Source organism: Sphingomonas longa, from assembly GCF_016892685.1.
In the GTDB taxonomy this organism is placed as follows: Bacteria; Pseudomonadota; Alphaproteobacteria; order Sphingomonadales; family Sphingomonadaceae; genus Sphingomonas; species Sphingomonas longa.
The window spans coordinates 495,874-517,375 of sequence record NZ_JAFEMC010000001.1 but is presented as its reverse complement, the minus strand read 5'-3'; the positions used below and the strand labels follow the sequence as shown (position 1 = coordinate 517,375).

The following is a 21,502-nucleotide window of genomic DNA, read 5'->3' as shown; positions in this document are numbered from 1 at the left end:
TTCCCTGGAGGTCAGCCGTTCTGGAGGACGCCGCGGAACATCGGATCCTCCAGCGCGCGACCGGTGCCGAGCGCGACGCAGGTCAGCGGGTCTTCGGCGACCATCACCGGCAGGCCGGTTTCGTCGCGCAGCACCTCGTCCAGACCCTGCAACAGCGCACCGCCGCCGGTCAGGACGATGCCCTGATCGACGATGTCGGCGGCGAGTTCGGGCGCAGTATTCTCCAGCGCAACGCGGACGCCCTCGACGATCGTCGCCACCGGCTCCGACAATGCCTCGGCGATCTGGCCCTGATTGATCTGGATCTCCTTGGGCACGCCGTTCACCAGATCGCGCCCCTTGATGTAGATGACCGCCCCGATGCCGTCGGCGGGCGGCTTCGCGCAGCCGACCTCCTGCTTGATACGCTCGGCCGTGGCCTCGCCGATCAGCAGATTGTGGTTGCGGCGAACGTAGCTGACGATCGCTTCATCCATCTTGTCGCCGCCGACGCGGACCGACGTGGTGTAGGCGAGCCCGCGCAGCGACAGCACCGCGACTTCGGTCGTGCCGCCGCCGATATCGACGACCATCGATCCGATCGGCTCCGTCACCGGCATGTCGGCACCGATCGCGGCGGCCATCGGCTCCTCGATCAAGAACACCTGGCTGGCACCGGCATTCGAGGCGGCGTCGCGGATCGCGCGGCGTTCGACCTTGGTCGATCCCGACGGCACGCAGATCACGATCTCCGGCCAGCGCGCAAACTTCCGGGGGCCGTGCACCTTGCGGATGAAGTGCTTGATCATCTCCTCGGCGACATCGATGTCGGCAATGACGCCATCGCGCAGGGGGCGGATCGCCTCGATCGTGCCGGGGGTCTTGCCCATCATCAGCTTGGCGTCGTCGCCGACCGCCTTGACGCGACGGACGCCGTTCAGCGTCTCCACCGCGACCACCGACGGCTCGTTCAGCACGATGCCGCGGCCGCGGACATACACCACCGTGTTCGCGGTGCCGAGGTCGATGGCCATATCCTGCGACATGAACTTGAAGAAGCGGAAGGGATTCATGAAGGGTTCCGTGTCAGGCCGGCCGCTGGGGTCGGAAAGTTTCGGGTCGTCGGGCAATCGCGTCGGCATCCCCCGAAACCCGCCCCGACAAAAGTAAGCGGCGGTTTCTCACATCGTGCGGGGTCGCGGGATGCCTGCGCTTGGTCTAAGTGCCGGCCCCATGTCAATACGGCGTCTCCCCACGCATCTGGTCAATCGTATCGCTGCCGGTGAAGTGGTGGAAAGGCCCGCCAGCGCGTTGAAGGAACTGGTCGAGAACGCGATCGACGCGGGGGCGACTCGGATCGCCATCAACCTTTCCGAAGGCGGGCTGACCCGGATCGAGGTCGCGGACGACGGCTGCGGCATGAACCCGGACGACATGGCGCTGGCGCTGGAGCGGCATTGCACGTCGAAGCTGCCGGACGAGGCGATCGAGGCGGTGTCGACGCTGGGCTTTCGCGGCGAGGCATTGCCCTCGATCGCGAGCGTCGCGCGGCTGACGCTGGAGAGCCGGCCGGCGGGTGCGGACGGCTGGCGACGCGTGGTCGACAACGGGGAGGTGGTCGACGAGGGGCCGGCTGCGCTGCCGCCCGGTACGCGCATCCTGGTCGAGGACCTGTTCGCGCGCGTGCCCGCCCGGCGCAAGTTCCTGCGCAGTCCGCGCAGCGAGTATGCCGCCTGCCTCGATGCGGTGCGGCGGCTGGCGATGGCGCGGCCCGATGTCGGGGTGTCGGTGGAGCATGACGGCCGGCGCGTGCTGTCGGTGCCGCCGGGGCAGGACCGGCCGGCGCGGGTCGCGGCGCTGACCGACCGGGCGCTGGCGGAGAACGCCGTCGCGATCGACTGGGTGCGCGAGGAGGTGGTGCTGGGCGGTGTCGCCGGTCTGCCGACCTTCCATCGCGGGGTGGCCGACCACCAGTATCTGTTCGTCAACGGCCGTCCGGTGAAGGACCGGCTGCTGATCGGGGCGATCCGCGGGGCCTATGCGGAGATGATGCCGCGCGACCGCCATGCCGTCGTCGCGCTGTTCCTCGACCTGCCGGGCGAGCAGGTCGACGTGAACGTGCACCCGGCGAAGACGGAGGTGCGGTTCCGCGATCCGGCGCTGGTGCGGGGGTTGATCGTGTCGGGTTTGCGCCGCGCGCTGGACGATGCCGGTCATCGCAGCGTGCAGCGCCCGGCCGCGGACGCGCTGACGCGGTGGCAGCCGGAACCGGTCGCGGCGGTGCCGCACTGGTCGGAGCCTGCGCCCGTCGCGACGACCCTGTTCGATCGCCGCCCCGGCTACTTCAACGCCCCGCCGCCCCAGGCACGGGCCGAACCCGCGCACGCTGCGCCCCCCGCGACGATCGCACACCCGCTGGGGGTGGCGCGGGGACAGGTGGCGCGGACCTATGTCGTCGCGGAGGCGGAGGACGGCCTCGTCATCGTCGATCAGCATGCCGCGCATGAGCGGCTGGTACTGGAACGCATGCGCGCGGCGCTGGCCGGCGGTCGGGTCGCGGCGCAGGCGCTGCTGCTGCCGGAGGTGGTGGAGCTGGACGAGCCCGCCTGCGATCGGCTGGAGGCGCGGGCGGATGAATTGGCGGAGTTCGGGCTGGAGCTGGAGCGGTTCGGCACTCGCGCGATGCTGGTCCGCGCGACGCCGGCGCTGCTGGGCCAATCCGATCCTCGCGGACTGGTCACCGATCTCGCCGACGAACTCGCCGCATTCGACGAAGCGCTGTCGCTGCGCGAACGACTCGATGCGGTGGCGGGGACGATGGCCTGCCACGGATCGGTTCGGGCAGGACGGGTACTGTCGGTGATGGAGATGAACGCGCTTCTGAGGGAGATGGAGGCCACGCCGCATTCCGGCCAGTGCAATCATGGCCGACCGACCTGGGTGAAGTTGCAGATGAGCGACGTGGAGAAGCTGTTCGGGCGGTGACTAGCATATCAAGCAAATGATGCTCGCCTTCAGACTGGAACGACGTTTAACAGCAAATGCGCTTTCATCATCTCATCATCGCTGTGATCGACCCGACAATCTATTGGGATCAATCATGTTTTACTTCTTCACGAAATAGCGAACGAATGTGACTGACGATGGTCGAGATGGCGATGATCCAAAGGCTACAGAGTAGCCGTGTGGATCAAACCCGTTAGTTTCTGCAAAGCGGATCGACTCAGCAGATTGGAGGTAGCTCAAAGCAACATTCATATTTGAGATGGATGCTGTGCTATCGATTACTCCTGCAAACTCGCAAATAGTTGTAGCGCAGATTACGCGAGTCTCTATCGATTTGTCGAGATAGGGCGTTTTGACCGAGTAAAGTTTAAGCGTTTTTTCTGCCTGAGGCGCCCAATTTAGATCTCGTTGCTGAGCTCTGAAATTGCGATGGAGCAAACTCGGGTCGTTTGGAAAGTCAGACACTGCCTTTTTTGGAAGTATTCCCTCAAGTAGATTGCCTTGATTCTCGACTGGGATGGCTCCGTAGTGCCCTTGCCCGGATAAGGGTAAGGGGGTAGTGGGTGGGGTCGAATGTCGCGGACTGACATCGAAATCTCCACGTAACACTGTAATCGGCTCGGAAGAAAGCGGTTTCTCGGTGGTTGGGCCTTGCCTGTGAAGCATAACTTGCAATATAATCAAGGTGCATAACCCTACCGTTGCAACCTTCACAAAGATCATCCGACTTTGGGCGAGGAGTTTTCGTAATGGCAAAGCTCGTCGGCAACTCCGGTTGTCGCGCTTAGTCGCCTAGTATCGCACTGGGAGGTTTTCACGCACCAGTATCGGCGGGGATTTGCTTGGCCAGGGGTAAAAATCGGCTCGCCGGGCTTCCGAACATCGATTGTATCACAATATTTATAGCCCCTGATGCTCTGAGGTTGCACTCCGACTACAATGCATAGATCTGGTTGATCTCCGGTCCTGCACTCAAAGCAGGGCGCGCGCTGTTGCACAGCCAATGCGGGCGCTGAAACGGCGATAGCCAAAGTTACTAAATATCTCAAGTCAATAACCTCAAGTTAGAGAAATCAATAGCTAACATAGGACAATAGTATAGAGCCTAATCGGCTTGAATTCGAGTCGTTGACCGCGATCGTACATCTTCCCTTTAAGCTGGTGCATATTTTTGATAAAAAAGAGTTGTAATCTTTTATAAACAGATCGGTGCTTCGTCTTTCTGCTTTGTATAAGGAGGCAATCTCACAAAGCGAAGGAATACATTGGATGTGCAGTTTGGAGCCTTTATACGCAGATTTAGGAAATGACTTTCTGATGTATGACTCCGTCAGTACATCAGAACGGCTACCTTGATCTGAGAGCAGAATCCGGCGATGTAAATCCCCCAGATTAGCTTGACCGTCTGCGGATACTTCTGCGTTGCTCACCCGATGCCCCGAAGTCGTGGCGCGCCAAAGAGGTTCGAGTTCCTTGAGCCACAAGGGCGTGGTCGGATGTTGCGCGAGAAGGAAATTGGCAATCGCTATCGCCATCAACATGTGACCTCCACCTCTCAAATACCTTAATTGAAGTTTCACGTATAAAATACGTGCGCGTCTACAAAGTCAAGCGAGGTGGCCTGCTGAACTCGTGGCCTCCTTGTCGATCCCGCGCTAAGCGGCCGGGATGACCGAACAATCGCCGGAAACCGGCACGCCTGCCGCGGACCCGCCCAGAACCGACATGCACCCCAAGGAGTTCGTCGCCTTCGTTGCGGCGGTGATGGCGGTGAATGCGCTGGGCGTTGACCTGATGCTGCCCGCCATGTCGCAGATCGGCCACGACCTTGCGATCGCGACCGCCAATCATCGGCAGTGGATCGTCACCGCCTATATGCTCGGGTTCGGGACCGGCCAGTTGGTCTATGGGCCGCTCGCCGACCGGTTCGGGCGCAAGCCTATCCTGATCGTCACGCTGGCAGGCTTCGTCGCGGCGAGCATCTTCGCGGCGGGGTCGGCGACCTTCGCAGCGCTGCTGGGTGCACGCATGTTGCAGGGGCTGATGTCCGCATCGACCCGCGTGCTGGCAGTGGCGATCGTGCGCGACAAATTCTCCGGCCGACAGATGGCGCGGACGCTGTCGCTGGCGCAGATGATCTTCTTTCTCGTGCCGATCCTCGCGCCGACCTTGGGTCAGGGCCTGCTCGCGTTCGGGCCGTGGCGCTTCATCTTCTACGCGCTCGGCGCATTCGCGGCGTTCGTGCTGGCGTGGAGTGCGTTGCGCCTGCCGGAGACGCTGCCGGTGGCGCGGCGGCGGGCGATCTCGCTGGCGTCGCTCGGCAACGCGTACCGCACGACACTGACCGACCGCTATTCGGTCGGCTACGCCTTCGCCGCATCGCTGACGTTCGGCGGGATCATCGCGTTCGTGTCGTCCGCCCAGCAGATCTTCGTCGACGAGTTCGGCGCGGGCGAGCGGTTTACCCTGCTGTTTGCGCTGTGCGCGTTCGCGATGGGATGTGCGAGCTTCGCCAACAGCCGGCTGGTGGAGCGGCTGGGGACGCGGTTGATCTCGCAAGCGGGCGTGTTCGCCCTGATCGGGCTGTCGATCGTCCACATCGCGGTGATCGCCAGCGGGCACGAGTCGCTCGTCAGCTACATCCTGTTCCAGGCGTTGAGCATGACGTGCATCGGCCTGTGCGGATCGAATTTCGGAGCGATGGCGATGGAGCCGGTCGGGCACATCGCCGGCAGCGCGTCGTCGGTGCAGGGCTTCATCACCAGCATCGGCGCGGTCGTGGTCGGCTCGATCATCGGACAGGCGTATAATGGCACGACGATGCCGCTGGCGATCGGGTATCTCGGCATCGGACTGGCCGTGCTCGTCGTGGTGCTGCTGATCGAGCGCGGTCAGCTGTTCCGGGCGCGGATGGCGGCGGAGTAGCGGCTTAGTTGAAGGTCGCCCAATAGTGTGCGGTGCTGATGACGATGATGAGCGCGACGAGGGCGATGATACCGCCGATAACCATGCGCAGATAACGGCGATCGGGCGGGGCGGGCTGGCTCATCGGGGACCTCTCGGATGCGGTGCAGTTCGTCGTCGAACGCGACCGCGCCGGATGATTTCCCCGCACCGACGCAAAGTCCAACATAGTTTATGAAGTTTCCCATAGGGTTAGGGTGTCGACCGGGGCGAGACGGAACGGTCGGCGATGCTGATCGTAGCGTTCCGATGCAAGGGGGCGTTACGATGACGAGTGGGCAGGGCGCCTCATGCCGGTGACGGACATTGCCACGCGGATGTGGAACCACGGCTGGCGGCTCGATCCCATCGTACGCAGCCTGCTCGATACGGATTTCTACAAGCTGCTGATGCTGCAGATGATCCGTAACGCGCATCCGACCGTCGACGCCACGTTCACGCTGATCAACCGCACACGGTCCGTGCGGCTGGCCGACATCATCGACGAGGGCGAGTTGCGGGCGCAGCTCGATCACGCCCGCACGTTGCGGTTCGACAAGCGCGAGCTGATCTGGCTGGCCGGCAACAGCTTCTATGGCGAGGCACGGATGTTCGCGCCCGACTTCATCGCGTGGCTCGCGGAGTTCCGGTTACCGGATTACGAGCTGCGGACGGTCGACGGCCAGTTCGAACTCCGCTTCGCCGGCCCGTGGACGCACACGACGATGTGGGAGGTGCCGGCGCTGCCGATCGTCAACGAGCTACGGTCGCGCGCGGCGTTGAAGGGACGGGGGCGGTTCGAACTCGACGTGATCTACGCGCGGGCCAAGGCGCGGCTGTGGGACAAGGTGGAGCGGCTGGCCGCCTTGCCCGACCTCGTCCTGTCCGACTTCGGCACACGACGCCGGCATGGTTTTCTGTGGCAACGCTGGTGCGTCGAGGCGCTGCAGGAGGGGCTGGGCGAGCGCTTCATCGGCACCTCCAACGTGTTGCTGGCGATGGATGCCGGGCTGGAGGCGATCGGGACCAACGCGCACGAGCTGCCGATGGTGCTCGCCGCGCTGGCCGATGACGATGCCGCGATTGCGAGCGCGCCCTATCGGGTGCTGGAGGAGTGGCAGCGGCATTACCGTGGCAATCTGCTGGTGGTGTTGCCCGACGCGTTCGGGACCGCGGCGTTCCTGCGCGATGCCCCCGATTGGGTAGCGGACTGGACGGGCTTCCGCCCCGACAGCGCGCCGCCGATCGCGGCGGGGGAGGCGATCATCGATTGGTGGACCGCGCATGGTCGCGACCCGCGCGAGAAGTTGCTCATCTTCTCCGACGGGATGGATGTGGAGTCGATCGAGCGCGTCTACCGCCATTTCCACGGGCGGGTGCGGACCAGTTTCGGGTGGGGTACGAACCTGACCAACGACTTTCGCGGCTGCGACAGCGGCGGTGGCGACGCGCTCGCGCCGATCTCGCTGGTGGCGAAGGTGGTCGCGGCGAACGGCCGACCGGCAGTGAAGCTCTCGGACAATCCCGCCAAGGCGAGCGGTCCGCCCGACGAGATCGCCCGTTATCTGCGGATTTTCGGACATGAGGGGCGGGAGGATGCAACGGTCCGCGTCTGAGCGGGCGTCCCGGATCGGTACATCGGGCGTAGGTTCGTCGTTCACCGCAGCGCAACCTTTGCCGCTGACCTGCATTATGTCGGGCAAGACCTCTCACCATCAGGTGCGTCATGAAGCAGCTTTTTCCCCTTGTCTTCGCTCTCATCCCGCTGGCCGCCGTCATCGGCGCCTGCGTGTCCTGCCCCTGAGCGACGACACCCTCGCAGCATCTCGAGGCCGCCCCGGGTGACCGGGGCGGCCTCTTTTTTGTCGTTCAGCGTGAGAGGCGGGAAGCCAGGGCGACGCCGGCCACAAGCTGAAGCAACCCGTACGCCCGCCGCCGCCCCGGCCTGCCGCCGAAGGGCTTCACCAGAATATCGACAGCCGCCACGTCCGATCGCCAGAGATCGACGTGACGACTCGGCTGGAGCATGCCCAGCAGCCCGTCGCCGATCATGAACACCGCCGCCATTTCTGCGGCGCGGCGGATGCCGAGTTGGGTGTTCGTCACTTCTTCCGGCTGGCGTTCCATGCCTGTAGCTCCTCGACGGCGGTCGAACGCTTCAACACGCGAGCCCAGGGATCGATCACCACATGCGCGTCGGCCGGCACTTCCAGCGTGCCACGCCCTCCGGTCATCGCCAGCTTCTCGATGCGATCGCCGACCTGCACCTCGACCGGCATCGGGAACGCGCCGCCGTCCGGCACCTTCCACGACAGCGCCAGCTTGTTCCCGCTGCGCGTCTCGACCAACTCGGGCAGCGCCGCCTGACGCAGATACACGTCGAAGAACCAGCCATAATCCTTGCCGGTCACCTGACGGACGAAGCCCTCATATTCCTTGGTGGAACCGAAGCGCGGTTCGAAATTGCCGGGCTTCGGATCGGCGCGGCCATAGACCGCCAGTCGCGTCACATCCCAGAAGGCCGTGTCGCCGATCAGGTTGCGCAGGGTGTGGAGCATCCACGACCCCTTGACGTAGATGTCCTGACCCGGCCCGCCCTTCGAGGCCTCGTACACCTCCTCCTCGGAGATGATCTTGCCGCGGACGATCGGGACCTTGTTCATGATCGTGCCGCGCTGCGACTGCATCATCGCCGCATAGCGCGCCTCGCCCTCGCGCCAGCGGCCGTACGCCGGCTGCATGTACGCGCCGTATCCCTCGTGCAGCCAGTAGTCGTCCCAATTCGCGGCGGTCAGTTGGTTGGCGAACCATTCGTGCGTGAATTCATGTTGGAACAGCCAGTCGAACCCCTCGATCGCCTTGGCATAGCCGTTGCCGTAGGCGTTGATCGTCTGGTGCTCCATGCCCTTGTGCGGGGTTTCGACCACGCCGACCTTTTCGTCGCCGAAGGGGTAGGGGCCGACCAGCGCCTCGAAGAAGTCGAGTGTCGGCGCGAACTCCGCAAACAGCTTCTCGGCCTGCGCCTTCTCGCCCGGTAGATACCAGTAATACATCGGGATCGTGTTGCCGAAGCGGCTCTTGTAGGTGCCGCTGATCTCCTCATACGGCCCGACGTTCAGCGCGATCGCATAGGTGTTGGTGCGCTTGGCCCGCCAGTTCCAGCGGGTGCGGCCGTCCGGCAGCGTATCCATGCCGATCAGCTTGCCGTTCGATGGCGCCTTCAGCCCCTTTGGGACGGTGATGTGCAACGTGACGACGGTCGGCTCGCCCTCCGGGAAATCCATGCACGGCCAGAACAGGTCGCAGCCATAACCCTCCGCGGTGGTCGCGAACCACGTCTTGCCCTCCGGTGTCTTCGACCAGACGACGCCGTCGTCCCACGGCGCGTTGACGGCGACATGCGGCACGCCGCCGTACGTGATCTTCGCGGACACACGCTGCCCCTTGGCGAGGCGGCGGGGCAGGCGGATGACGAGTTGCCCGTCGGGGTTCGACCACGACCCCGCGTTCAAGGCGGTGCCGTCGATCGACACGGCGGTGACCGGCAGGTTCTTGTCGAGGTCGATCAGCAGGCGCGACACCGGCGACTTGGCGGTGAAGCCTAGGGTGGCGATACCGTTCAGGCTGTACGTCTCCGGCAGCACCTCGAACTGGAGGTCGGCCGAATCGAACGTCACCGCCAGCTGCTCGGCCGGCCGCATGCCCCCGGACTTCTGCGTCTGCTCCGTGATCGGGGGAGTGCCCTTGGCGGGGGGAGTGGCAGCCGATTGGAGCGCGGCAGCGAGTGCGAGAATGGAAGCTATCATGGTATACGATGGTTGCCGGGTTCACGCCGTGACGCAAGAGGCACGATTGATGGAATCGGAACGATCACCATATAGTCGGTGAAACGGGGCACCACGTACGGTGCCCGACCGGAGCTTGCATGACCCAGACTTTCCCCGTGCTGCCGCTGCGCGATATCGTCGTCTTCCCGCACATGATCGTCCCGCTGTTCGTCGGTCGCGACAAATCCGTCGCGGCGCTGGAAGCGGCGATGGCTGCCGACAAGGAGATCTTCCTCGTCGCGCAGCTCGACCCGGCCGAGGACGATCCGCAGCGCGACAGCCTGTACGAGATGGGCGTCACCGCCACCGTGCTGCAGCTGCTGAAGCTGCCCGATGGCACGGTCCGCGTGCTGGTCGAGGGCAAGCAGCGCGCGCGCCTTGGCGAACTGGTGGAAGCTGACGGCTATCTCGCCGCGACGGTCGCGATGATCGATGACGTCGCGGTTGAGGGTACCGAGGTGTCGGCGCTGATGCGCTCGGTCGTCGACCAGTTCGAAAACTACGCCAAGCTCAACAAGAAGCTGCCGGCGGAAACCGCGGTGCAGCTGGCAGAGATCGACGAGGCCGCGCGTCTTGCCGACGCCGTCGCCGCGAACATCGCGGTCAAGGTGGCCGACAAGCAGGCGCTGCTGGTCGAGATCGATCCGGCAAAGCGGCTGGAGATGGCGTTTGCGCTGATGGAAGGCGAACTCGGCGTTCTTCAGGTCGAGAAGAAGATCAAGAGCCGCGTGAAGCGCCAGATGGAGAAATCCCAGCGCGAATATTACCTCAACGAGCAGTTGAAGGCGATTCAGCGCGAGTTGGGCAACAGCGACGACGAGAGCGACGGCGACGAGATCGCCGAACTGACCCAGAAGATCGCGACGCTGAAGCTGTCCAAGGAGGCGCGGACCAAGGCGACTGCCGAGCTGAAGAAGCTGAAGACGATGGCGCCGATGAGCGCCGAGGCGACGGTGGTGCGCAACTATCTCGACGTGCTGCTCGGCCTGCCCTGGGGCAAGAAGTCGAAGATCAAGCGCGACATCGCGGCGGCGCAGGCGGTCCTCGACGAGGATCACTATGCGCTGGAAAAGGTGAAGGACCGGATCGTCGAGTATCTCGGCGTGCAGGCGCGCACCAACAAGCTGAAGGGGCCGATCCTGTGCCTCGTCGGACCGCCCGGCGTCGGCAAGACCTCGCTCGGCAAGTCGATCGCCAAGGCGACGGGGCGCGAGTTCATCCGCCAGTCGCTGGGCGGCGTGCGGGACGAGGCCGAGATCCGTGGCCACCGCCGCACTTATATCGGCTCGCTGCCGGGCAAGATCGTCACCAACCTGAAAAAGGCCGGTGCGGCCAACCCGCTGTTCCTGCTCGACGAGATCGACAAGCTGGGTCAGGATTTCCGCGGCGATCCCGCGTCGGCGCTGTTGGAGGTGCTCGACCCCGAGCAGAACGGCAAGTTCCAGGATCATTATCTGGAGATCGACATCGATCTGTCGGACGTGATGTTCGTCTGCACCGCGAACACGCTGAATCTGCCGCAGCCGCTGCTCGACCGGATGGAGATCATCCGGCTGGAAGGCTATACCGAGGACGAAAAGGTCGAGATCGCCGAGCGGCATCTGGTCGCCAAGCAGGTAGAAGCGCACGGGCTGAAGCCGGGCGAGTTTACGCTGACGCAGGACGGCCTGCGCGCGCTGATCCAGCATTACACGCGCGAAGCCGGCGTCCGTACGCTGGAGCGCGAGATCGCGAAGCTGTGCCGCAAGGCGCTGCGCCGCATTCTCGAGGGCAAGGCGACGAGCGTCACAATCGACCGCGACAACCTGCACGAGTTCGCAGGCACGCTGAAGTACCGCTACGGCCTGTCGGAAACGGAGCATCAGATCGGTGCGGTCACCGGGCTGGCATGGACCGAGGTCGGCGGCGAGTTGCTGACGATCGAGAGCGTGACGGTCGGCGGCAAGGGGGCGGTGAAGACCACCGGCAAGCTCGGCGACGTCATGAAGGAATCGGTCGAGGCGGCGTGGAGCTTCGTCAAGGCGCGTGCGCCCAGCTATGGCATCAAGCCCTCGGTGTTCCACCGCAAGGACGTTCACGTCCATTTGCCCGAGGGCGCGGTGCCGAAGGATGGTCCGTCGGCGGGCATCGGCCTCGTCACCTCGCTGGTCTCGACGTTGACCGGCGTGCCGGTGCGGCGCGAGGTCGCGATGACCGGCGAGGTGACGCTGCGCGGTCGCGTGCTGCCGATCGGCGGGCTGAAGGAGAAGCTGCTCGCGGCGCTGCGCGGCGGCATCACCACGGTGCTGATCCCGCAGGAGAACGAGAAGGACCTCGCCGACATCCCCGCCAATGTGAAGGAAGGGCTGACGATCATCCCGGTCAGTCATGTCGACGAGGTGCTGAAGCTGGCGCTGACCGAGCCGCTGGAGGCGATCGACTGGACCGATGCCGATGAGCTTGCGGCATTGCCGCCGCCGGCGATCGCGCCGGCGGGGGTGGAGCGTCATCACTGAAGGTGACGCGATAGCATCCGGTCACGACTGCGTTAAACGTCCAACCACCGCAGCTTAGCCGCTGCGGTGGTTGACACCGGCGGGTCGCGCCGCCTTAGTGACGCCTCCGCGCCGGTGATCCACCGGGGCGTCAAGTATCGAGTCGAATCGGGGGATTTCAAAGGATGAACAAGCAGGAGCTGATCGCGACGGTCGCCGATACATCGGGGCTGAATCGCGCGGATGCGGTGCGGGCGGTCGAAGCCGTATTCGATGCGATCTCGGCGAGCCTGAAAAAGGGCGACGAGGTCCGGCTGGTCGGTTTCGGCACCTTCTCGGTTTCCAAGCGCAAAGCCTCTACCGGTCGCAATCCGCGCACCGGCGAGCCGATGACGATCAAGGCGTCCACCCAGCCCAAGTTCAAGGCCGGCAAGATCCTGAAGGATTCGGTCAACTGACACTGGACAGGTCGCGCGTCGGTGGATAGACGCGCGGCTCCGGTTTTTCTCGGGGTCCTGAGGACCGCGGGATCGGGCGCGTAGCTCAGCGGTAGAGCACACCCTTCACACGGGTGGGGTCACAGGTTCAATCCCTGTCGCGCCCACCAATACGGCCCGTCGTTTCCAGCAGGAAGCGGCGGGCTTTTTGGTTTTGGTCGTTGAGCAGTTTCCATCGGCCCGCGTGGAGCCGGGCAAGAGCCGAAGACGGAAACGCGTGTGGCCGCCCCTCCGTCACGCCCTGGGCGTGCCACCTCCCCGTAAACGGGGAGGATTTGATTCGCAGGCGCTTCGAGGTCGGAGCGAACTCACGGTCCAACTCGTTCTTCGGCGGTATCTCAGGAGTCCCGCCGATGACGCTGCCGACCACGATGACCGCCGTCCGCCTGCCGCGGTTCGGAGACGCTGAGGTCCTGACGCTGGAGCAGGTGCCGATCCCGCAGCCGCTCGACGACGAGGTGCTGGTCCGCGTGCGCGCGGCCAGCATCAACCCGGTCGACCGCAAGATGCGGACGGGCAAGTTCGATCGGCTGAAGCAGGACGCGCTGCCGATCACGATGGGCCGCGATCTGGCGGGCACGATCGAGGCGGTCGGGACCCGCGCGCACTACATGCTCCGCCAAGGCGATCCCGTTTTCGCCTATCTCGGCTTCGATCGCGGCGCGCAGGCGGAATATGTCGTCGTGCGCGCGGTGGAGATGGTGGCGATGCCGACGTCGCTCGACTTCGTGCAGGCGGCTGCGGTACCGCTCGCCGCCCTTACTGCGTGGCAGGGTATGTTCGATCATGGCGGACTCCAGGCCGGGCAGTCCGTTCTTATCCACGGTGGCGCCGGCGGCGTCGGGCATCTTGCGATCCAGTTAGCCAAGGCGCGGGGTGCGACGGTGTACGCCACCTGCTCCGAACGTGATCTGGACTATGTCCGGGATCTCGGTGCCGATCGGGCGATCGACTATCGCGTCCAGCCTTTCGAAGAGCAGCTGTCCGATGTCGACCTCGTCTTCGACCTGATCGGCGGCGAGACGCGGGCGCGCTCGTGGGGCGTGTTGCGCGAAGGCGGAATGTTGGTCTCGACGCTCGACAGCCCCGATCCGGACGAGGCCGCCCGCCACAAGGTCCGCGCCGTCCCGCGCTGGGTGGTCGATCCCAATGCCGCGCAGCTCGGCGAAGTCGCCGACCTGATCGAGTCGGGCAGCGTGTCTGTGACAGTGGCCGCCACCTTCCCGCTGGCGGACGTCGCCGCCGCGCAGCACCGGCAGGAGACCGGGCACGATCGGGGCAAGATCGTGCTGACGCTGGATTGATTCATCAGTGGGACGGGGCGGATCGCTCCGTCCCGATCTGGGGCGCCGTCACAAAACCGAAACCTGCGAGTCACGCAACCGACGCCGAAACGGCATTTTACCGTCATCGAACTCCCCTAGTCGCAGCGATGAGATCGACAGGGGGGACCTTGGTCGATCCGAAGGCGAACACGCCTGCCAGACATCGACCGGGAGCAATCAGACCAATGGCCCATTTCGCGCGCACGACCCGCATCCTCTTGGCGGGCACCGCCTGCATGCTGCTCGCTTCCTGCGACGGCGCGGACAGCGTCGCTTCGCCCGGCGAAGGCGTGATCGTCGTCCCCACGACACCGGCTCCGACTCCCGCGCCCACCGCCACGCCGACGCCCGCACCCGGTACGCCGGCGGCGTCGTGCCCGGCGGGTACCAACGATGCCGGCGTGGTCGGCAATTATCGTGGCTGCCGTCTCCCCTCCAGCATCACCAGCGACCTGCGGCTGCAGAAGCTGGCCGGCGTCGCTTACGAAATCAGCGGCGCGGTGAACGTCGGCGTCGATGTCGGCGGCGCGGGCACTGCCCCCGGTGGCCGGTCGGCCGTGCTGTCGATCGACCCGGGTGTACTGCTGTACGCCAACACCACGAATGCCGATAACGACTATCTCATCGTCAACCGCGGCTCGCGCATCAACGCCGAGGGTACGGAAAGCCAGCCGATCATCTTCACTGCGCAGCAGAACCTGACAGGTGGCGTCACCGACGAGAGCCAGGGCCTGTGGGGCGGAGTCATTCTGGCCGGCCGCGCGCCGATCTCGAACTGCAACGCGGCCGTCGCCGGTGGCACCGCAAGCTGCGAGAACGTCGTCGAGGGCACCAACACCGCACTCTACGGCGGTGCCATCGCGAACGACAGCTCTGGTACGATGCGTTATGTCCAGATCCGCTATTCGGGCACGATCATCAGCCCGAACAACGAGCTTCAGGGCCTGACGCTGGGCGGCACCGGCTCGGGCACGACGCTGGACCACATCCAGATTCACAATTCGTCGGACGACGGCATCGAGATCTTCGGCGGCCGTACCAACCTGCGCTATCTGGCACTGACCGGGTCGGACGACGACGGCCTGGATACCGATGTGGGCTGGCAGGGTCAGGTCCAGTTCCTGCTCGCCGTGCAGAAGCCGACCAACACGCAGACCGATAACTACTCCACCGAAATCGACTCGAACGGCAACGAAGACGCATTGCCGCGGCAGCGTTACAACCTGGCGAACTTCACCTTCGTGCAGAGCTCGACCGCGACCAATGCCGCGATCCGTATTCGCGGCGGCGCCGATGCGCGCTTCGTGAATGGTATCGTTGTCAGCCCGGCGGCATGCCTCAACATCATCGCGGGCATCGACGCCAGCGGCAAGTCGACGATCCGTCCGGCCAATGCCGGCCTAGAGGATAACGGCCCGCCGATGTTCGACTCGGTGCTGTTCAGCTGCGGCGGCGCGTCGCCCTATGCCGAAACCACGGTCAACGGTGTGACGGTCACAATCGCGGAACAGCGTACCGTGTTCACGGCCGGCACGAACAACGTCGAGGCCGGCACCGGCCTGCTGACGGGCATTTTTCTGCCCGCCGGCGCGGCGACGACGGCCACGCCGTTCAACGCCGCGACGCTCAATCCGGCCAACACGTCGTTCTTCGTGCAGACGAGCTTCGTCGGCGCGGTGAGCGGCCCGAACGACACGAGCTTCCGCGGCTGGACCTGCAATTCCAACCGCGCGAACTTCGGCTCGACCAGCGGCAGCTGCACCGGCCTGCCGAACTGATCAAGCGACGGGGCGGCGATCGGTTCGCCGCCCCGTCACGTCCGAGGCGGCGGCCGGGGGAGGTCGCCTGCATCCCACATATTTCGAGAGCCGGGGCCGCCATGAAGCATCCGATCCACGCATTCCTACTCGCGACGACGATGCTCGCGCCCGCTACCGCTTTCGCGCAGGCCGCGCCGGCCGGTGGTCAAGCCGGCGCGCCTGCGGGCAGCGTCGTGTCGCCGCAGGCCGGTCAGCCGGCCATCGATGCCGCCGATCCTGCCGCCGCCGCGGAGGCGCAGCAGGACCAGGTCGAGGTCTCCACACCCGGGGGTGCCAACACCGACGACATCGTCGTCGTGGGCCGCAACATCCCCAATGCTGTCCGCGCGACTCCGGAAGTCATCAACGTCCTGTCGACGGCCGATATCGCCCGCACCGGCGAGGGCGACATCGCTGGCGCGCTCAGCCGCGTCACGGGTCTGTCGGTGGTCGGCAACGGTTTCGTCTACGTCCGTGGCCTTGGTGACCGCTATTCTTCGTCGCTCCTCAACGGATCGCCGCTGCCGTCGCCAGAACCGCTGCGCCGCGTCGTGCCGCTCGACATCTTCCCGACCAACGTCATCGCGTCGGCGCTGGTGCAGAAGAGTTATTCCGTGAACTACCCTGCCGAATTCGGCGGCGGCGTCATCAATCTCACGACCAAGGCCGTGCCGGACGAAACGTTCTTCCAGATGGGTGGATCGGTCGGCGCGGACACCGTGACGACGTCCGAGCTCGGCTATGTCTATGACGGCGGCAGCCGTGACTGGACGGGCTATGATTCCGGGGTGCGTAAGACTCCTGGCTTCATCGATCAGGCCGGGCAGAACGGCACTTCGCTGACGTCGAGCCAGATCATCGGCCTGAACAACGCGCAGACGACGCTGCTTCAGCGCAACAACCAGTTGCCGGCGAACCTGTCGGGCGAGCTCAGCCTGGGCAGCTCGATCGACATCGGCACGGTCCGCGTCGGCGCGATCGCTGCCGCAGGCATCAGCAACACGTGGCGCACGCGCGACAATACGCAGCAGTCGACGGACGATCCCACCGGTATCCTCACACGCGACTTCCGCACCGTCCTGACCGACAACCGCGCCGTCGTGAATGGTCTGCTGGGATTCGGGGCGGAGTTCGGCGAGAACAAGATCCGCTGGACTAATTTGTACCTTCACGACACCGTCAAGCAGGGTCGTTTGTCGCGCGGCAGCACGGCCAACATTGGCGTGGGTGCGGACGGCATCCAGCCCTTCCTCGTTCAGAATACGAGCTGGTTCGAGCGCGAGCTGTTCGACACGCAGCTCGTCGGCGAGTTCAAGCTCTCCGATCAATTCAGCCTCGACGCTCGCGGCGCCTATGCGAAGACCAGCCGCAACAGTCCGTACGAGCGTAGCTTCACCTATCAGTACAATCCCGCGATCGGCGACTATCAAAACAACCTGTCCGGTCTTCAGGCGGCCTCGATCGCCTTTTCCGAACTGGACGAAACGCAATATTCAGGTCAGGCCAACCTGACCTGGAACGTGCCGTTCGACCGGCCCTTCGCCTTCTCGGTAGGCTATGCCTATACCGATACGCAGCGGGACTCGAGCCGCTACACCTTTCAGTATTCGGGACCGAACAACGGCCCGGTCCTGGGTGCGGCACCGCAGTTGCGGCCTGACTATCTGCTCTCGGACTATGTCATCCAGGCTTACGGGATCAACCTTCGCAACACGTCGACGGGGCAGGGTGCGGCGGCCTATGATGCGCTGCTGCGCGTCCACGGCGCTTATGCTCAGGTCGAGGGCGAGATCACCGACGGTCTGCGCGCAACGACCGGTGTCCGGTACGAAAAGGCGACGGAGCGGGTCACACCGTCGGGCGGTGCGGCGGGTACCAGTCTGAAGAACGATTATTGGTTGCCGGCGGTCACGGTCACCTGGAATTTCGCAGAGGATATGCAGCTTCGGGCGCATCTGTCCAAGACGCTGGCCCGCCCGCAGTTTCGCGAACTCGCGCCACAGCTATATCAGGACTTCGAGAGCGACCGCCTGTTCTTCGGCAACGCATTCCTCAAGGACTCGCAGTTGTACAACGCCGAGTTGCGCGGCGAATGGTACTTCGCCCGAGATCAGCGTTTCAGCCTCGCCGGGTTCTACAAGCGGATCGACGATCCGATCGAGGCGGTGGCCTTCTTCCCGGCGGGGTCGGACACGCTCCAGACGGGGTTTGCCAACGCTCCGCGCGCCAAGCTCTACGGTGGCGAAGTCGAGGTGCAGAAATACGTGCCGCTCGACTCGCTGGGTGACGGTTTCTTCGCGACGCGCCGCCTCGTCGCGATCGTAAACTACACCTATACGAAATCGAGCATCGATGCCGGCGACCAGTTGATCGCCAGCCCGCTGTCGGTCGGCACCAGCCCGATCCTGCGCCCCGCGAATATCCTGTTCCAGGACGGCGCGGCGTTGGTGGGTCAGTCGGACCACCTCGTGAACCTGCAACTCGGGATCGAGGACAAGGCGTCGCTCAGCCAGTTCACGGTGCTGTTCAACTACGCTTCGAACCGCGTCACAAACCGCGGTCCGATCGGCGGCGGCGGCGGCACGCGCCTGCCCGACCTGATCGAGAAGCCGGGCATCCGCCTCGACCTCGTTGCGCGTCAGGGGATCAAGGTGCTGGGGTCGCAGTTCGAAATCAAGGCCGAGGCGCGCAACCTGACCGGCACCGGCTACCGCGAGTTCCAGGCGTTCGACGGCGCGACGGTGGACATCAACCGCTACAAGCTGGGCCGCACCTTCACGCTGGGGGCGAGCGTCCAGTTCTGACGGGAAGCTCCCCCTTGTCGAAAGGGGGAGCGAGCGTCGGCAAGATCGCCTGACGTTGCGTCTTTTGAGGCTGTGACCCGAAGTCTGGTCATAGCCAGCGCGTTGAGCCGTCCGCAGCGGGGCGCCTGGCATCAGCCTCGTGGACGTCAACCGTGTTCATCGCCCCGGACCAGATCGTCGGGAGAAACCGCCTCGTTGAAGTTGGCCGGGGTCAGCGCCGGCCACGTCCATATCCAGCGGATTACGGAACCGGCGGATGGTGCTGTGATGCGGTGGCGTATCATTCAGCGACAGACCGACGAAGCGGTGGAACCGCATACTGCCTTTTCGGCTTAATCCAGTCCCTTGTTCCCGCGATTGTGCACTCGCTTGCGGCAAATGCCTCCAGCATCAGTAACGAGGCTGAACGCAGGTACCGCCGCAAACCTCACAGCACCATTCTCAGCGCCGTCCAGTCGACCTTACCCGCCAGCCGCGCTAGGGGACCATTGTGCCCAAGCGCGAGGACAGAAGCGCATCCGCCTAACGACCCCAACAACCGCACGATCTCAGAGGGCACGATGAACCTCTGCGCGGCGGCGGTTTCGCAGCGATCCTCTAAGCGAGACTGAGAAGAACAACCGTCCGCCCAGCGAGGAGATCAGTTAGCGCAACCGCTCGATGGCCTGGGCGAGGGCGACGTAGAGCTTGCCCATGTCCGACGACAGCAAGGTCACGGCCAGCGGCGACCCGTCGCGTTGCGTCAGGATGCCGCGCAGCATCGCCTCGAAATCGTGGATGTAGCGGTTGACGTTGTCGCGGAAGACCGCGTCGTCGTCGTACAGGCGCGCGACGCGGGCGAGTTCGCTACCCTCCAGCAGGCGGACGGCACGGCGGGTGAAGACGCCGCGATCCCCCTTCAGATAAGCCGCCCACGCACTGTCCGATACGTCGCGGCCAAAGACCTTGGCGATGTCGATCGAGGCGGAGTTCAGCGCCTCGATCAGCAGCGAGACGCGGCGCGACAGCGTGGCGCTGTCGGCCTGTTCCTGCACCTCGCGCGCCTCCTCCAGCCGCGCCTCGACCAATGCGGTCTGCTCGGCGATGCGCTGCACGTGAGCAGCCAGACGCTCGGTCGCGCCCGTCGCGGCGGTGACGGCTCCGCGCGTCGCCTCGGCGAGGGCATCGACCTGACGCTCGACGGTGTTGGTCGTCGCCCGGCGCATCGCGTCGCCGGCCGAGTCCTCCAGCGCGGCGGCGGCTTCGGGGATGACCTGCGCCAGCGTCTCGCGCGCGCGATCGGCAGCGATCTGCGCGGTTTCGCGAACGCGGGTCAGCGCCTCCAGCAGGCGGGGTGCGGCCTCGTCGGCGAAGCGGTTGGTGCGGCCGATCGTCTCGTCCACCATCGCACCAAGCGCGTCCGCCTTGTCGCGGCCGTTCTCCAGCGTGTCGAGCAGTGCCATCGACAGTTGGTCGAGCGTCTTGCGCTGATCCTGGATGACGGCGGCGATCGCCTCGATCGCGTCGTGCGTGCTTTCCGCCGCGGTGACCAGCGCGAGCAGTTCGGGCTTGGCCTGACCGACAACCTTGCGGCTGCCGTCGATGCGCTCGTCGAGGCGGTTGAGCGCCTCCGGCAGCGTCTCGTCGATCTCGCGCGCGGCGGCGTCGAGCGCGAGCAGCAGCGCCTCGGTCGTGCCGATCGTCTTTATCGCCATCGCGTCGCCGGTCTTCAACGCCTCCGTCATCGCATCGGCGGAGCCGCCGAGCGCGCTGATCGATGCCGCCAAATGCTGCGTCCGGTCGACGCCGGTCGCGTGCAGCGCGTCCAGCCGCTGTTCGACCGCCGCGATGCCGTCGTGGAGACCGCCGACCAGTATGTCGCTGGCACCGTGTTGCTGGTGCAGACGGTTGGCGATGAGTTCGATCGCGGCGTCGATCGCGCCGACCCGCTCGCCCAGTGCGCTGACGCTGTCGTGCGCGGCTGCGTGGAGCGCGGCCTGACGCTGATCGACAAGGCCGAGCATCGAATCACCCTGATCCGCCAAATCCGCGCGCGAGCGTTCCATCGTTGCGGCGGCGCGGGTGGCGAGCACCTCCACCGTCTCCGCCATCGCCGCGGCGACCTGTTCCAGCTTCGACCCGGCCGTGTGGCCGCTGTCGCCGATCCGCTGAAGGTGGCCGGCCAGCGACGCGACGGCGGTGGTCGACAGCGTGTCGGCTTCGCGGGCGCGGTCGGTCAGTGCGGAAAGCTGCGCATCGAGCGCGGCGACGTGCGCGGCGGCACCCAGCCCGGCCTGCTCGATGCGGCGGCCGACTTCTTCGCTATCGGCCTGTGCCGCGGGCATGGCGGCGAGCAGTTCGCCGACCGTCGCGCGGGCGCGCTCCGCCGCGGTGGCGAGGGTTGCGGCGTGGGCGCGGGCGGCGTCGACCTCCGTCGACAGTCCACGCCCGACCGACTCCAGCCGGTCCGCCGCCACGTCGCCGACCGAAGCCAGCGTCGAAAGCTGGTGGGCGATCTGTTCGCGTTGCAGGTGAAGCGACTGCGACAACGCGTGGATGCGACGCTCCAGCGCCTGCGCCTCGCTGCGCATCGCGCGGGCGGTCAACGCGAACCGGCGTGCCTCCGCCCGGCTGCTCCGCTGCGCGAGGAGCCAGACGATGCCGATCAGCGCGGGCACGGTGGCGAGTGCCGCAACGAACTGCACCAGCTCGACCGGTCGGAGCGTCGCCAGGGAGTCCCACGTCAGCGCCAGCATCCCGCCGATCCACGCAAACGACAGCAGGATCGCGAGCGTCGGCAGCAGCCATCCGGCGCGCGGTGCGACGATGTCCGCCTCCACCAGATCGAGCACGTCCTCCTCCTGCGGCT

General features: G+C 65.3%; 14 protein-coding genes and 1 tRNA gene. 9 read left to right on the top strand and 6 right to left on the bottom strand.

The annotated features are described in order from the left end of the window. Window positions 1–11 precede the first annotated feature (11 nt). Complete coding sequence (locus ILT43_RS02470; protein ID WP_055848136.1) at window positions 12–1,052, bottom strand: rod shape-determining protein; 1,041 nt, start codon at window positions 1,050–1,052, stop codon at window positions 12–14. A gap of 160 nt (window positions 1,053–1,212) precedes the next feature. Between ILT43_RS02470 and mutL the strand changes: the two genes are divergently transcribed. Beyond that, window positions 1,213–2,964 carry a DNA mismatch repair endonuclease MutL gene (gene mutL / locus ILT43_RS02465; RefSeq protein ID WP_204193891.1) on the top strand — a complete coding sequence of 584 codons (1,752 nt, stop codon included), beginning with the start codon at window positions 1,213–1,215 and terminating at the stop codon, window positions 2,962–2,964. 1,094 nt (window positions 2,965–4,058) lie between these two features. Here the strand turns inward: mutL and ILT43_RS02460 are convergent. Continuing rightward, on the bottom strand, window positions 4,059–4,526 hold the full coding sequence (locus tag ILT43_RS02460; RefSeq protein WP_204193889.1) for a hypothetical protein: 468 nt from the start codon (window positions 4,524–4,526) through the stop codon (window positions 4,059–4,061). Between the two features lie 184 nt (window positions 4,527–4,710). On the opposite strand from ILT43_RS02460, the gene ILT43_RS02455 reads away from it, so the two are divergent. Together ILT43_RS02455 and pncB are read left to right on the top strand one after the other, a co-directional pair. Then, window positions 4,711–5,910 (top strand): multidrug effflux MFS transporter, encoded by a 1,200-nt coding sequence (locus ILT43_RS02455; protein ID WP_239473988.1) that lies wholly within the window; start codon window positions 4,711–4,713, stop codon window positions 5,908–5,910. Between the two features lie 329 nt (window positions 5,911–6,239). Then, window positions 6,240–7,544 (top strand): nicotinate phosphoribosyltransferase, encoded by a 1,305-nt coding sequence (gene pncB / locus ILT43_RS02450; RefSeq protein WP_211534346.1) that lies wholly within the window; start codon window positions 6,240–6,242, stop codon window positions 7,542–7,544. 253 nt (window positions 7,545–7,797) lie between these two features. Here pncB and ILT43_RS02445 read toward each other — a convergent pair whose 3' ends face one another. Together ILT43_RS02445 and ILT43_RS02440 are read right to left on the bottom strand one after the other, a co-directional pair. Beyond that, on the bottom strand, window positions 7,798–8,055 hold the full coding sequence (locus tag ILT43_RS02445) for a hypothetical protein (RefSeq protein ID WP_204193883.1): 258 nt from the start codon (window positions 8,053–8,055) through the stop codon (window positions 7,798–7,800). Beyond that, entirely contained in the window at window positions 8,031–9,734 is a 1,704-nt protein-coding gene (locus ILT43_RS02440) for a M1 family metallopeptidase (protein ID WP_204193881.1), read from the bottom strand. The genes ILT43_RS02445 and ILT43_RS02440 overlap by 25 nt, the downstream gene beginning before the upstream one ends. 119 nt (window positions 9,735–9,853) lie before the next feature. Between ILT43_RS02440 and lon the strand changes: the two genes are divergently transcribed. The 6 genes from lon to ILT43_RS02410 all read left to right on the top strand — a co-directional run bounded on the left by lon (window position 9,854) and on the right by ILT43_RS02410 (window position 18,654). Further along, window positions 9,854–12,250 carry an endopeptidase La gene (lon, locus tag ILT43_RS02435; RefSeq protein WP_204193879.1) on the top strand — a complete coding sequence of 799 codons (2,397 nt, stop codon included), beginning with the start codon at window positions 9,854–9,856 and terminating at the stop codon, window positions 12,248–12,250. Window positions 12,251–12,396: 146 nt separating this feature from the next. Beyond that, window positions 12,397–12,687 carry an HU family DNA-binding protein gene (locus ILT43_RS02430; RefSeq protein ID WP_318293467.1) on the top strand — a complete coding sequence of 97 codons (291 nt, stop codon included), beginning with the start codon at window positions 12,397–12,399 and terminating at the stop codon, window positions 12,685–12,687. Between the two features lie 74 nt (window positions 12,688–12,761). Next, a tRNA-Val gene (locus tag ILT43_RS02425) sits at window positions 12,762–12,836 on the top strand. Between the two features lie 243 nt (window positions 12,837–13,079). Further along, entirely contained in the window at window positions 13,080–14,030 is a 951-nt protein-coding gene (locus ILT43_RS02420) for an NADP-dependent oxidoreductase (RefSeq protein WP_204193877.1), read from the top strand. Window positions 14,031–14,236: 206 nt separating this feature from the next. Next, on the top strand, window positions 14,237–15,829 hold the full coding sequence (locus tag ILT43_RS02415; protein ID WP_204193876.1) for a hypothetical protein: 1,593 nt from the start codon (window positions 14,237–14,239) through the stop codon (window positions 15,827–15,829). A gap of 101 nt (window positions 15,830–15,930) precedes the next feature. Beyond that, the gene (locus ILT43_RS02410; protein ID WP_204193874.1) at window positions 15,931–18,654 is read left to right on the top strand and encodes a TonB-dependent receptor domain-containing protein; all 2,724 of its coding nucleotides are present in this window, start codon (window positions 15,931–15,933) and stop codon (window positions 18,652–18,654) included. Between the two features lie 156 nt (window positions 18,655–18,810). Here the strand turns inward: ILT43_RS02410 and ILT43_RS19815 are convergent, their stop codons facing one another. Continuing rightward, window positions 18,811–18,972, bottom strand: coding sequence for a transposase (locus ILT43_RS19815; protein WP_204193872.1), 162 nt, complete (start codon window positions 18,970–18,972; stop codon window positions 18,811–18,813). Between the two features lie 326 nt (window positions 18,973–19,298). Continuing rightward, window positions 19,299–21,485, bottom strand: coding sequence for a coiled-coil domain-containing protein (locus ILT43_RS02400; protein WP_204193870.1), 2,187 nt, complete (start codon window positions 21,483–21,485; stop codon window positions 19,299–19,301). Window positions 21,486–21,502: the final 17 nt, after the last annotated feature.